The 13,997-nt window shown below is 71.9% G+C and carries 10 protein-coding genes; all 10 read left to right on the forward strand.

Annotated features, from left to right (window positions below):
• Nucleotides 1–461: 461 nt before the first annotated feature.
• The 10 genes from OG598_RS00695 (at nucleotide 462) to OG598_RS00740 (ending at nucleotide 13,916) form a co-directional block, all read left to right on the forward strand.
• A complete protein-coding gene (locus tag OG598_RS00695; RefSeq protein WP_328652588.1) occupies nucleotides 462–1,628 on the forward strand; it encodes an inositol-3-phosphate synthase in 1,167 nt (388 codons plus the stop codon).
• Nucleotides 1,612–2,571, forward strand: a complete 960-nt coding sequence (locus tag OG598_RS00700; RefSeq protein WP_328652589.1) for an SCO3242 family prenyltransferase — start codon at nucleotides 1,612–1,614, stop codon at nucleotides 2,569–2,571. Before OG598_RS00695 ends, OG598_RS00700 begins: the two co-directional genes overlap by 17 nt.
• The gene (locus OG598_RS00705) at nucleotides 2,568–3,494 is read left to right on the forward strand and encodes a sugar phosphate isomerase/epimerase family protein (RefSeq protein WP_328652590.1); all 927 of its coding nucleotides are present in this window, start codon (nucleotides 2,568–2,570) and stop codon (nucleotides 3,492–3,494) included. Before OG598_RS00700 ends, OG598_RS00705 begins: the two co-directional genes overlap by 4 nt.
• 20 nt (nucleotides 3,495–3,514) lie before the next feature.
• Nucleotides 3,515–4,123: an EboA domain-containing protein gene (locus tag OG598_RS00710; RefSeq protein WP_328652591.1), complete on the forward strand. Its 609-nt coding sequence runs from the start codon at nucleotides 3,515–3,517 to the stop codon at nucleotides 4,121–4,123.
• Nucleotides 4,124–4,981 (forward strand): TatD family hydrolase, encoded by an 858-nt coding sequence (locus OG598_RS00715; RefSeq protein WP_196919223.1) that lies wholly within the window; start codon nucleotides 4,124–4,126, stop codon nucleotides 4,979–4,981.
• Nucleotides 4,981–6,180 (forward strand): metabolite traffic protein EboE, encoded by a 1,200-nt coding sequence (eboE, locus tag OG598_RS00720; RefSeq protein ID WP_328652592.1) that lies wholly within the window; start codon nucleotides 4,981–4,983, stop codon nucleotides 6,178–6,180. The genes OG598_RS00715 and eboE overlap by 1 nt, the downstream gene beginning before the upstream one ends.
• Nucleotides 6,177–7,592 carry an alkaline phosphatase family protein gene (locus OG598_RS00725; protein ID WP_328652593.1) on the forward strand — a complete coding sequence of 472 codons (1,416 nt, stop codon included), beginning with the start codon at nucleotides 6,177–6,179 and terminating at the stop codon, nucleotides 7,590–7,592. The genes eboE and OG598_RS00725 overlap by 4 nt, the downstream gene beginning before the upstream one ends.
• A complete protein-coding gene (locus OG598_RS00730; RefSeq protein WP_112675806.1) occupies nucleotides 7,589–8,656 on the forward strand; it encodes a polyprenyl synthetase family protein in 1,068 nt (355 codons plus the stop codon). The genes OG598_RS00725 and OG598_RS00730 overlap by 4 nt, the downstream gene beginning before the upstream one ends.
• A 220-nt stretch (nucleotides 8,657–8,876) precedes the next feature.
• The gene (locus OG598_RS00735; protein WP_328652594.1) at nucleotides 8,877–11,732 is read left to right on the forward strand and encodes a PQQ-dependent sugar dehydrogenase; all 2,856 of its coding nucleotides are present in this window, start codon (nucleotides 8,877–8,879) and stop codon (nucleotides 11,730–11,732) included.
• 75 nt (nucleotides 11,733–11,807) lie between these two features.
• Nucleotides 11,808–13,916 (forward strand): ThuA domain-containing protein, encoded by a 2,109-nt coding sequence (locus OG598_RS00740; protein WP_328652595.1) that lies wholly within the window; start codon nucleotides 11,808–11,810, stop codon nucleotides 13,914–13,916.
• Nucleotides 13,917–13,997: the final 81 nt, after the last annotated feature.

Consider the following 13,997-nt stretch of genomic DNA (forward strand, 5'->3'; position numbering starts at 1 on the left):
CCGGACCGGGATTCCCCGGCCGCACCGGAGGACCGCCACCACCGGTGACCTCCGGAGGACCTGATGACACCGCCCGCCGCCGTGCCCACCCGTACCGCATCCGCTCGCCGGTTCCCGGCGGGTAGTGGTTCGGTCGGTGTTCCGGTCGGCGCGGCGGCCTGAGACGCCCGTCTGGGGCATGCCAATGCCCCGGCCGGCCGGATGCGGGGGAGGCAGGGTCGAGACGCCGACCCGACCCTGCCTACCAGCCCCGTCTGCTCGCACCTGCCGGGATCCGGTCCGGCGTCGTCGCCGCCGACGCCGACGTCGGAAGCCGGTGCTGTTCCGGTGCGGGGCGAGCGGACGGGGCCCATCCACCCGGCCCGAAAGTTTCCGAAACTGGGCCGTATCTTTCCGAAACATATTCTGATATTCCTATATTTAGCGGTACCGACGGTTCCTCGTGAAGGGGAAGGAGCACCATGCGAACAGGTGTCTGGCTGGTAGGAGCGCGCGGGTCCGTCGCGACCACCAGCATCGTCGGGGGGCTCGCGCTGCGGGCCGGCCTGGCCGGGCCCACCGGCTGCGTCACCGAGCTTCCCGAGCTGCGCGGCCCGGCCCTGCCGGCCTTCGCCGACCTGGTCTTCGGCGGACACGACCTGGCCACCACCCCGCTGTGCAAGCGCGCCGAGGCCCTCGCCGACGCCGGTGTCATCCCCTGGCGACTGGTCGCCGCGCTCCGCGACGAGCTGGGCGTGGTCGAGCAGGAGCTGCGCCCCGCACCGGTCGGCGACACGCAGGCCGACCGGGCCGAGGCAGTGGTCCGCGACCTGACCAGCTTCCGCGAGCGGCACGAGTTGGACCGGGTGGTGGTGGTCAACGTCTCCGCCACCGAGCCGGCCCCCGAACCGCACCCCGCGCACGCCGACCCGGCCGCGCTGCGCGCCGCCCTCGACGGCCCGAACGAGGTGCTGCCGGTCAGCTCCCTCTACGCCTACGCCGCAGTGCTCGCCGGCTGCCCGTACGTCGACTTCACCCCGTCCACCGGGCTGCGGCTGCCGGCGCTGGCCGCGCTGGCCGAGGAGGCCCGACTGCCGTACGCCGGGCACGACGGCAAGACCGGGGAGACCCTGGTCAAGTCGGTGCTCGCGCCGATGTTCGCGATGCGCAACCTGGCCGTGGGCTCCTGGTCCGGTGTCAACCTGCTCGGCGGTGGCGACGGCGCAACCCTCGCCGACCCGGCCGCGAACGCGGCGAAGGTGCAGAGCAAGCAGCGGGTGCTCGGCGAGACGCTGGGCTACGTCCCGCAGGGCGGCACCCGCATCGAGTACGTCGAGGAGCTGGGCGACTTCAAGACCGCCTGGGATCTGATCACCTTCAGCGGTTTCCTCGGCACCGGCATGCGGATGGAGTTCACCTGGCACGGCTGCGACTCGGCGCTGGCCGCGCCGCTGGTGCTCGACCTGGCCCGACTCACCGCCGCCGCGCACGCCGCCGGGCAGGTGGGGCCGCTGGCCGACCTGGGCTTCTTCTTCAAGGACCCGCTGGGTGCGCCCACCCACTCGCTGGGCGAGCAGTGGGCCCGGCTGACCGCCTTCACCCGGCAACTGCACGACGGCCGGGACGGTGATCATGACAACGTTGGCTGATCTCGCCGAGCTGGTCCGGGCGCCGGCCGCGCTCTCGGTGCCCGGCGACGTGATCGCCGGGGCCGCGGCGGCCGGCGCGTTGAGCCCGCGTACCCCGGCCCTGGCCGGCGCGTCGGTGCTGCTCTACTGGGCCGGCATGGCCGCCAACGACTGGGCCGACCGACGCCTGGACGCCGAGGAACGGCCCGAGCGGCCGATCCCCAGCGGGCGGATCACCCCGGCCGCCGCTGTCGGTCTCGCGGCGGGCCTCACGGCCGCCGGCGTGGGCCTGGCCGCCGCCGTGGGCGGTCGCCGCGCCGCCGCACTCGCCGTGCCGCTGGCCGCCACCATCTGGGGGTACGACCTGCTGGCCAAGAACACAGCGGCCGGCCCGGCCGTGATGGCCGCCTGCCGAGGGCTGGACGTGCTGCTCGGCGCGTCCGGCGGCCGGATCACCCGGGCGTTGCCGGCGGCGGCCACCGTCGCCGCGCACACCTGGACGGTCACCGCGCTGTCCCGCCGGGAGGTCTCCGGCGCCGACGCCACACTGCCGATGCGCACCCTCGCCGGCACCGCATTGGTCGCCGCCAGTGCCGCCGTCGCCGTGCCGGGCGCCCGACGCGCATCCCTTCGAACGACGAACCAGACCGGGGCCGTCGACCGGGCCCACACCGTCGACGAGATCGGCGTGCGCGCGGGTCGCAGCCGGTCGGCCACGATCGCGGCGGTGCTGCCCGCAGTGCTGGCCGGCTGGTACGCCGCCCGGTACGGCGCGGCCCAGGCCGAGGTGGTCCGGGACCCGTCGGCCGGGCGGGTCCGCGCGGCAGTCGGCGCCGGGATCACCGGGTTGCCGGCCCTCCAGGGAGCCCTCACCGCACGGGGTGGAGCGGGTCTGCTCGGGGTGGCCGTCGCGGCGGCCGCGCCGCTGGGTCGGCGACTGGCCCGGAAGGTCTCCCCGACATGAGCGTCCCCGAGCCCCGGCCCGGTGCGTCGGCCGCCGACGCCACCACGCTGCGCCTCGGGTACGGCACGAACGGCTTCGCCAACCACCGCCTCGACGACGCGCTCGCCGTCATCGCCGACCTCGGCTACGACGGGGTGGCGCTCACCCTGGACCACGACCACCTCGACCCGTTCGCGCCCGGGCTCACCCGCCGGGTCGCCGCTGTCGGTCGACGGTTGGAGTCGCTGGGCCTGGCGGTGGTCATCGAGACCGGTGCCCGCTACCTGCTCGACCCGTGGCAGAAGCACGCACCGACGTTGCTGCACGACGACCCGACCCGGCGGATCGAGTTCCTGCGCCGGGCCGTGCGGATCGGCGCCGACCTGGGCGCGGAGGCGGTCTCGTTCTGGGCCGGTGTCCGACCCGAGGCGGTGTCACAGCAGTGCGCCTGGGACCGGCTGGTCGCCGGCTGCGCCACAGTGGTCGACGCGGCCGAGACCGCCGGCGTCACAGTCGGCTTCGAACCGGAGCCGGGCATGTTGGTGCAGGACATCGCGGACTGGCGTCGGCTGCACGCCGCACTCGACAACCCGGCCCGTTTCGGCATCACCCTCGACATCGGCCACTGCCGGTGCCTGGAGCCCTGGCCGGTGCCGCAGTGCGTCGCCGAGGTGGCCGACCACCTGGTCAACGTGCAGATCGACGACATGCGCCGAGGCGTGCACGAGCACCTGGAGTTCGGCGTCGGCGAGATCGACTTCCCGCCGGTGCTGGCCGCGCTGCGCGACGCCGGCTACCGCGGCCTGGTCGCCGTCGAGTTGCCCCGCGACTCGCACGCCGCACCCGCCGTGGCCGCCCGGTCGATCGAGTTCCTGCGTGCCGCCGCACTGGCCGGCCGCACGAAGGACGAACTGCCCGCAGACATTCCTGGGGTGCCTGCGTAGCAACAAGGGGAGGAGACGGGATGACACCGGATTCACTACGGGCCGCGCTGGGAGGCGTACCCGATCCCGAATGGCTGGACACGGCGCTGCGCCGGATCACCACCGAGCCCACCGCGATCACCCGGCTCTTTCCCGCCGCCGGCCGACGCTGCGGCCGGGCCGCGCTGCCCGACGCCCCCGGCTGGACCGCCGACGACGCGGCCCGGGTGCTGCTGCTCACCAGCCTGCCCGGCGAGCACGCGACGTACGCCGAACGCCTCTACCAGCACGGTGACGCGGCCGAGCGACGCGCCGTGCTGCGCGCCCTGCCGCTGCTGCCGATCGGCGCCGACGGGGTTCCGCTGCTGCACGACGCGATCCGGACCAACGACACCCGGCTGGTCGCCGCCGCGCTCGGCCCGTACGCCCGGCACCTCGACCAGGCCGCCTGGCGGCAGGCGGTGCTCAAGTGCGTGTTCAGCGGTGTCCCCCTGGCCAACGTGGCCGACCTGGACACCCGGGCCGACGGCGAGCTGACCGCGATGCTGGCCGCGCTCGCCGCCGAACGGCACGCCGCCGGCCGGGAGTTGCCCGCCGACGCCAATGACCTGCTCCACCGGCTCACCGCCGCACTGCCCCGGGAGGCGTGAATGCGCATCTTCGACCCCCACATCCACATGACCTCACGCACCACCGACGACTACGAACGGATGGCCGCCGCCGGAGTGCGCGCCGTGGTGGAGCCGGCGTTCTGGCTGGGTCAGCCGCGCACCAGCGCCGCCTCGTTCACCGACTACTTCGACTCGTTGATCGGCTGGGAGCCGTTCCGGGCCGGGCAGTTCGGGGTGCGCCACTTCGCCACCATCGCGCTGAACCCCAAGGAGGCCAACGACCCGCGCTGCCGTCCGGTCCTCGACCTGCTGCCCCGCTACCTGGACAAGGACGCGGTGGTGGCGGTCGGCGAGATCGGGTACGACTCGATGACGCCCGAGGAGGACGAGGCGTTCGCGGCGCAGCTCGCCCTCGCTGTGGCGTACGACCTGCCGGCGCTGGTGCACACCCCGCACCGGGACAAGGCGCGCGGCTGCGAGCGGACCCTCGCCGTGGTCGCCGAGTCCGGCATCGACGCGGGTCGGGTGGTCGTCGACCACCTCAACGAGGTGACGGTGAAGCTGGTCCGCGACAGCGGCTGCTGGCTGGGTTTCTCCATCTACCCGGACACCAAGATGACGCCGCAGCGGATGGTGGAGTTGCTGCGGGAGTACGGCACGGAACGGATGCTGGTCAACTCGGCGGCCGACTGGGGGCGCTCCGACCCGCTGCTGACCCGGGCCACCGGCGAGGCGATGCTCGCGGCCGGTTTCAGCGACGACGACGTCGACAAGGTGCTGTGGCGAAACCCGGTGGAGTTCTACGGGCAGTCGGGGCGGCTCGACCTCAGCGACCTGGACGTCGCCGCCGCGGTGGACCCGCAGACCGGCAACTCGATCCTGCGCGGCGGCAGCTGATGCGGCTGCGACATGCCGGCGGTGAGACCGTCCACCTGGGCTACTGCACCAACGTGCACCCGGCCGAGGACCTCGCCGGCATCCTCGGTCAACTGGACACCTACGCGGTGCCGGTGCGCGAGGCGCTCGGCAGCGACCTGCTCGGGCTCGGCCTGTGGCTGGCCGCCCCGGTCGCCGCCGAGCTTGCCGCCGACCCGACGCTACGCCGTCGGTTGCGCACCGAGCTGGACGCGCGCGGCCTGGAGGTGGTCACCCTCAACGGCTTCCCGTACGCGGCCTTCCAGGCCCCGGTGGTCAAGCAGGACGTGTACCACCCGGACTGGACCACCGAGCAGCGCCTGACCTACACAGTCAACCTGGCCCGGGTGCTCGCCGACCTGCTGCCCGACGACGCCGCCCGAGGTTCGATCTCGACGCTGCCGCTGGCCTGGCGTCAACCGTGGGACACCGGCCGGGCCGACGCGGCCCGACGCCGGCTGGACGAGCTGGCCGCAGGGCTGGCCGACGTGCAGCGGGACACCGGGCGTGAGGTGCGGATCGCCTTCGAGCCGGAGCCCGGCTGTGTGGTGGAGAGCACCGGTCAGGCGGCCGAGCTGTTGTCCGGAATGGACACCGACAGGCTTGGTGTCTGCCTCGACCTGGCCCACCTGGCCTGCGCCTGGGAGGAGCCGGCCGAAGCACTGGAACGGCTGCGGGCGGCCGGACTGCCGGTGGTGAAGGTGCAGGTCTCGGCCGCTGTCGAGGCCGCCGACCCGGAGGGCGGGGCCGAGGCGTTGCGCCGCTGGGTGGAGCCCCGCTTCCTGCACCAGACCCGGGGCGCCGGTTGCGCCGGTCTGGCCGACCCGGCCGACCCGACGTACGCGGCCGACGACCTGGACGAGGCGCTGGACCGGGCGCTGCCCGGCCCGTGGCGGGTGCACTACCACGTGCCGCTGCACGCCCCACCCGAGGAGCCGCTCGGTTCGACCCTGCCGGTGCTTCGCGCGGCCCTGAGAGCGCTCTTCGACGGCCCGGCCGCCGGCTGCGACCACCTCGACGTCGAGACGTACACCTGGGGGGTGCTGCCGGCCGCCCGACGGCCCGGCACCGACGCGGAGCTGGCCGCCGGCATCGCCGCGGAGCTGGCCTTCGCCCGTGACGAACTGGTCGGCCTCGGCCTGACCGCAGAACGAACCGCGAGTATGGGAGCGACGCGATGAGCCGGCGACTGGTGGTCCTCGACGTGGTGGGGTTGACGCCCCGACTACTGGCGCACATGCCTCGACTGCGGGGTGTCGCCGACGGCGGCTTCCGGGCCGAGCTGGGCACGGTGCTGCCCGCCGTGACCTGCTCGGTGCAGTCCACCTTCCTCACCGGCGAACAGCCCAGCGGGCACGGGATCGTCGGCAACGGGTGGTATTTCCGGGAGCTGGGCGAGGTGTTGCTGTGGCGGCAGCACAACGCGCTGGTCGGCGGGGACAAGCTCTGGCAGGCCGCCCGTCGGGCCGAACCCGGCTACACGGTGGCAAACGTCTGCTGGTGGTACGCGATGGGCGCCGACGTCAACTGGACGGTGACGCCCCGCCCGGTCTACTACGCCGACGGGCGCAAGGAGCCGGACTGCTACACCGACCCGCCGGAGCTGCACGACGCCCTCACCGGGCGACTGGGCACCTTCCCGCTCTTCACCTACTGGGGGCCGACGGCCGGGTTGCCGTCGTCGCGGTGGATCTGCCAGGCGGCGGAGCAGATCCTCGCCGACGTGTCACCAGACCTGACCCTGGTCTACGTTCCGCACCTGGACTACGACCTGCAACGCTTCGGTCCCTCGTCGGCCGAGGCCGCCGCGGCGGCAGCCGAGCTGGACACGGTGCTCGGCCCGCTCCTGGACGCCGCCCGGGCCCGGGACGCCACGGTGGTGGTGCTGTCGGAGTACGGCATCACCGACGTGTCCCGCCCGGTGGACGTCAACCGGTTGCTGCGCGCCGAGGGCCTGTTGCGGGTGCACACCCAGGCGGGCATGGAGTACCTCGACCCGTGGACGTCCAAGGCGTTCGCTGTCGCCGACCACCAGATCGCGCACGTCTACGTCAAGGATCCGGCCGACGTGCCGGCGGTGGCGAAACTCTGCGCCGGGCTGCCCGGGGTGGCCGAGGTGCTCGACGCCGAGGGCAAGGCCGCACACGGGCTGGACCATCCGCGCGCCGGTGAGCTGGTGCTGGTGGCCGAGCCGGACGCCTGGTTCACCTACTACTACTGGCTGGACGACGCCCAGGCACCGGACTTCGCCCGGCTCGTGGAAATTCACCGGAAGCCGGGCTACGACCCGGCGGAGCTGTTCTTCGACCCGGCCAACCCCGGTGCCGCGAAGGCCCGGGCCGGGCTCGCCCTGGCCCGCAAGAAGCTCGGCATGCGATACCTGATGAGCGCCGTCGGCCTCGATGCCGGCGCGCGGGCGGTACGGGGCTCGCACGGGCGGTTGCCGGACGACCCGGCGGACGGCCCGGTGCTGCTCTGCTCCGACCCGACAGCGGCCCGGGACAAGATCGCGGCGACCGAGGTCAAGGCGCTGCTGCTGGAGCTGGCCGGGCTGAGCCCCGGCGGTGCGGTCGGGTCGGGGGAGGTTTCATGACGGTCACCGTCGCGCCCACCGACGCCAGCGAGCTGCGGGCGCGCTTCGACGCGGAGCTGGCCGGGTTTCTCAGCCGGCAGGGCCCGGACTGGCCGGACGGGGCGCCGCGGGGCGTGTTCACCGCGCTGCAACGGTTCGTGCTGGCCGGTGGCAAGCGGTTACGACCGCTCTTCTGCTACTGGGGTTGGCGCGGCGCGGGGGCGGCCGACGGCACCCCCATCGTGGTGGCCGCGGCGGCCCTGGAGCTGTTCCACGCGTTCGCGCTGATCCACGACGACATCCTCGACGGCAGCGACCGCCGCCGGGGTGAGCCGTCGGTGCACCGGCTCTTCGCCGACCTGCACGCCCGCTCGTCGTGGCGCGGTGACCCCGAGGCGTACGGCCGCAACACCGCGCTGCTCTGCGGGGACCTGTGCGCGGCCTGGTCGGATCAGATGTTCCACGAGTGCGGGCTGAGCACCGAGCAGGTGCACCGGGGGTACGGCGTGTTCGCGCTGATGCGTACCGAGGTGATCGCGGGGGAGTACCTGGACCTGGTCTCGGGCGTGGGTGACGGCTCGGTGGCCAGCGCGCTCACGGTGATCCGGATGAAGGCTGCCCGGTACACGGTCACCCGGCCGTTGCAGATCGGTGCGGCCCTGGCCGGCGCGGGGCCGGAGCTGATCGCGGCGCTGGGCGAGTTCGGTGACCCGCTGGGTGACGCGTTCCAGCTCCGCGACGACGTCCTGGGCGTGTTCGGTGACCCGGCGGTCACCGGTAAGTCCGTCCTGGACGACCTGCGGGAGGGCAAGCCCACAGTCATGATGGCGCTGGCCCGCAGCGCCGCCGACCGACCGCAGACCATCCGGCTGCGGGAGCTGTTCGGCAACCCGGCGTTGGACGCCGAGGGCGCGGCGGAGCTGCGCGACATCATCGAGGCGACCGGTGCGCGGGAGCGGATCGAGCAGATGATCCGTGTCCGGACCGAGGCCGCGCTCTCCGCTCTGCAGAACGCCATGGTGGCCGATGAGGCCCGCGCGGCCCTGGTTGCGCTGGCCGGGCAGGCGATCGACCGACGCGCCTGACCGGCGACTTTCGATCAAATCGACAAAAGTTGGTGCTGAACCGCCGGAAGGTATGGACACATCGACATGTGCGACTTAGTGTCGTGACCAACACGACAATGTTTCGTCGAGGTGAACCGGCGGCGCGGTAACCCATCGACCCCCACCATCACCGCTACGGCATCCGGCGCGACGGCGCGCGCCCGGCCTGGCAGTCACACGTCAGGAAGGGACAGCACAGATGTCCATGAAGGACGCTCCCAGACAACGGTCCCGACGATGGTTCTCCGCCGGATCAGCGCTGCTGCTGGCGGTCGCCGCCGGCACTGTCACCTTCGCCGCCGGCTCGGCCCCCGCCCAGGCACACACGATCGTCGCCAGCGACTTCCAGCAGGTCGAGCTGGCTCGCGGCGTGACCGACATGGGTGAGCCGATGTCGCTGGCGGTGCTGCCGGACCGCTCGGTCCTGCACACCGCCCGCAACGGCACCCTGCGCCGCACCGACGCGAACGGCACCACCTCCGTGGTCGGCACCCTGTCGGTCTACCAGCACGACGAAGAGGGGTTGCAGGGCGTCGGCGTCGACCCGGGCTTCTCCTCGAACCGTTACATCTACCTCTACTACGCTCCGCCGCTCTCCACCCCCGGCGGCGACGCGCCGGCCACCGGCACCGACTTCTCGGCCTTTGACGGGGTCAACCGCCTCTCCCGGTTCACCCTCAACTCGGACTTCACGCTCAACCAGTCCAGCAAGGTCGACGTGCTCGACGTCCCGGCCAGCCGTGGCATTTGCTGCCACGTCGGTGGTGACATCGACTTCGACGCCGCCGGCAACCTCTACCTGTCCACCGGCGACGACACCAACCCGTTCGAGTCGTCCGGCTACTCACCACTGGACGAGCGGACCAACCGCAACCCCGCGTACGACGCGCAGCGCAGCGCCGGCAACACCAACGACCTGCGCGGCAAGATCCTGCGGATCAAGGTGAACGCCAACGGCACGTACTCCGTCCCGTCGGGCAACCTGTTCGCCCCCGGCACGGCCAGGACCCGGCCGGAGATCTACGCGATGGGGTTCCGCAACCCGTTCCGGATCAGCGTGGACAAGGCCACCGGCGTGGTCTACGTCGGTGACTACGGGCCGGACGCCGGCTCCACCAGCTCCACCCGCGGGCCGTCCGGCCAGGTGGAGTTCAACCGGGTCGCGGCACCGGGCAACTACGGCTGGCCGTACTGCACCGGCACCAACACCAGCACCGAGACGTACAACGAGTTCGACTTCGCGACCAGCGCCAGCGGCGCGAAGTACAACTGCACCGGCGGGCCGACCAACAACTCGTTCCGCAACACCGGCCTGACCACCCTGCCGCCGGCCCAGCCGGCCTGGATCCGGTACGCCGGCGACGCCGGCACCCCGACCGAGTTCGGCGGCGGCTCCGAGTCGCCGATGGGCGGCCCGGTCTACCGGTACAACGCCTCGTCGACCTCCACCACCAAGTTCCCGCAGTCGTTCGACGGGCAGTTCTTCGCCACCGAGTTCGGCCGGGGCTGGATCAAGCCGATCCACGTCAACTCCGACGGCTCCCGGGGCACCATCGACACCTTCCCCTGGGTCGGCAAGCAGGTGATGGACTCGGCGTTCGGCCCGGACGGCGCGTACTACGTGCTCGACTACGGCACCGGCTACTTCAACGGTGACGCCAACTCGGCGCTCTACCGCTTCGACTACGTCGGCGGCGGTAACCGGGCGCCCACCGCGAAGGCCAGCGCCAACCGCACCTCCGGCGCGGCCCCGCTCGCTGTGACGTTCTCCTCGGCCGGCTCGGCCGACCCCGAGGGCGGCGCGTTGACCTACTCGTGGGCGTTCGGTGACGGGACCACCTCGACCGCCGCCAACCCGACGAAGACCTACAGCGCCAACGGCACCTACACCGCCACGCTGACGGTGCGCGACCCGCAGGGCGCCACCGGCAGCAGCAGCGTGCAGATCAGCGTCGGCAACACCGCGCCCACCGTCACGATCAACAACCCGGGCAACGGTCAGCTGTTCGGCTTCGGGGACACGGTGGCGTACAGCATCACCGTGACCGACCCGGAGGACGGCACCATCGACTGCACGAAGGTCAAGATGACCTACGTGCTCGGGCACGACCAGCACGGGCACCAGATCACCTCGAAGACCGGTTGCTCGGGCTCGATCACCATCCCGGTCGACGGTGAGCACGACGACGCGGCGAACATCTTCGCGATCTTCGACGCCGAGTACACCGACGCCGGTGGGCTGACCACGCACACCCAGCACACGCTGCCGCCGCGGCACCGCCAGGCCGAGTTCTACGGCACCTCGTCGGGGGTCAACGTGTTCAGCAAGACCCCGGCCGAGGGTGGCAAGACCGTCGGCGACATCAACAACGGCGACTGGATCGCGTTCCAGCCGTACCGGCTGGGCAACGTGACCTCGTTCAACGCCCGGGTCTCCTCGGCGGGCGCGGGCGGCACCCTCCAGGTCCGGGCCGGCTCGGCCACCGGCACCGTGCTCGGCTCGGCCACGGTCCCGGTGACCGGCGGCTGGGAAACCTTCGCCACCGTCACCGGGACGATCAGCAACCCGCCGACCGGCACGACCACGCTCTACCTGACCTTCGCCGGGTCGGGCACCGGGGCGCTCTACGACCTGGACGCCTTCACCTTCGTGACCGGGACGCCCCCGGCCGGTGGGGCCGGGGCGATCAAGGGCCTCGGCGGCAAGTGCCTGGACGTGCGCAACGCCGCCACCGCCGACGGCACGCAGATCCAGATCTACACCTGCAACGGCAGTGCCGCGCAGACCTGGGCGGTCACCCCCAACTCCACGATCAAGTCGTTGGGTAAGTGCCTGGACGTGTCCGGCGGCGCCACCGCCGACGGCACCAAGATCCAGCTCTGGACCTGCAACGGGACCGCCGCGCAGAACTGGGCCGCCCAGGCCGACGGCACGCTCCGCAACACGTCGTCGGGCAAGTGCCTCGATGTCTCCGCCAACAGCTCCGCTGACAGCACGGTGGTCCACCTCTGGACCTGCACCGCCGCCGCCAACCAAAAGTGGACCCTGCCCTGAGCTGGCGGGAGGGGCCCCTCGACAACGCCTAGTGTGAGGCGAGGGGCCCCTCCTAACCGCAATTAGGAGAGCGATATGCGCAGACGCCTGCGACCCGTCCTCGGTGCGGCCATGGCCGCACTCGCCGTCATCGCCTGCACCACCCCGGCCACCCCGGCCAGCGCCGCCGACGCCCCCTACGACGTGCTGGTCTTCTCCAAGACCGCTGGGTTCCGCCACGACGCGATCCCGGTCGGCATCCAGACCATCCGCGACCTGGGCGCGGGGAACAACTTCACGGTCACCGCGACCGAGGACGCCGCCGCGTTCACCACGAGCAACCTCAACCAGTACGAGGCTGTCGTCTTCCTCAACACCACCGGCGACGTGCTCAACGCCAGCCAGCAGACCGCCTTCGAGTCGTACATCGGCTCCGGTCGCGGATACGTGGGTGTGCACGCCGCAGCCGACACCGAGTACGACTGGCCGTTCTACGGCAACCTCGTCGGGGCGTGGTTCGCCTCGCACCCCGCGATCCAGCAGGCCAACATGAAGGTGGAGGACCGGGGCCACGCGGCCACCGGGCACCTGCCGCAGACCTGGACCCGCACCGACGAGTGGTACAACTACCGCACCAACGCCCGGTCGAGCGCCCACGTGCTGGCCACCCTCGACGAGTCGTCGTACTCCGGCGGCGGGATGGGCGCCGACCACCCGCTGAGCTGGTGCAAGAGCTACAGCGGCGGCCGGTCCTTCTACACCGGCGCCGGGCACACCCAGGCGTCGTACGCGGAGGCGGGGTTCCGCAACCACCTGCTCGGCGGCATCCGGTACGCCTCCGGTCGGAGCAAGGCCGACTGCCGGCCCGAGACCGGCTACACCCCGCTGTTCAACGGCTCGACTGCCGGTTGGTCACAGGCCGGCCCGGGCAGCTTCACCAACACCGACGCCACCCTGACCTCGGTCGGCGGCATGGGGCTGTACTGGTACAACGCCAAGCAGTTCACCAACTACTCGCTGAAGATGGACTGGAAGCTGGCCGGTGACGACAACTCCGGCATCTTCATCGGGTTCCCACCGTCGAGTGACCCGTGGTCGGCTGTCGACAACGGGTACGAGATCCAGATCGACGCCACCGACGCGGCCGACCGCACCACCGGCGCGGTCTACACCTACAAGTCCGCCGACATCGCCGCCCGCGACGCGGCGTTGAACGCGGCGGGGGAGTGGAACACGTACGAGCTGCTGGTCGAGGGCGAGCGGCTACAGATCTTCCTCAACGGAGTGAAGATCAACGACTTCACCAACACCAACCCGGTCCGCTCGTTGGCCGGTCACATCGGCATCCAGAACCACGGCACCGGTGACGACGCCTCGTTCCGCAACATCCGGATCAAGGAGCTGGGCACCACGCCGCCGCCCACCGGCACGATCCAGGCCGAGGCGTTCAGCTCGGCCAACGGTGTCTCCGCGTTCACCAAGGAGGGCGCCAACGGTGGGCAGACCGTCGGCTACATCGACCCGGGCGACTGGGCCGCGTACAACGGGGTCAACCTGGCCGGGGTCACCTCGTTCACGGCCCGGATCGTCTCCGGTGGCGCCGGTGGCGCCATCCAGGTGCGCACCGGTTCGGCCACCGGCCCGGTGCTCGGCACCGTCGCGGTGCCCAACACCGGCAGTTGGACGACCTACGCCAACGTCTCCACGGCACTGTCCAACGTCCCGTCCAGCACCCAGAACCTCTACCTCACCTTCACCGGTAGCGGCACGGGGCTCTTCGACCTGGACGACTTCACACTGGTCAAGGGCAGCGGCGGCGGCACCGGCGTCGGCCCGGTCAAGGGCCTCGCCGGCAAGTGCCTGGACGTGCGCAACGCCGCCACCGCCGACGGCACCCAGATCCAGCTCTACACCTGCAACGGCAGCACCGCGCAGACCTGGACCGTGACGCCGAACTCGACGATCAAGGCGCTCGGCAAGTGCCTGGACGTCTCCGGCAGCGGCACCGCCGACGGCACCAAGATCCAGCTCTGGACCTGCAACGGCAGCGGCGCGCAGAACTGGGCTGCCGCGTCCGACGGCACCCTGCGCAACCCGTCGTCGGGCAAGTGCCTGGACGTCTCCGGTAACAACTCCGCCGACAGCACCGTCGTGCACCTCTGGACCTGCCTCAACGCGGCCAACCAGAAGTGGACCCTGCCCTGACCGACTGACCCGGAGGGGCCGCGACTCACGTCGTCGGCCCCTCCGGCCCAGCCGGCCTGACCGTCGCCGTGCCCGGTCGCC

This window comes from Micromonospora sp. NBC_00330, assembly GCF_036136635.1.
Taxonomy (GTDB): Bacteria; Actinomycetota; Actinomycetes; order Mycobacteriales; family Micromonosporaceae; genus Micromonospora; species Micromonospora salmantinae.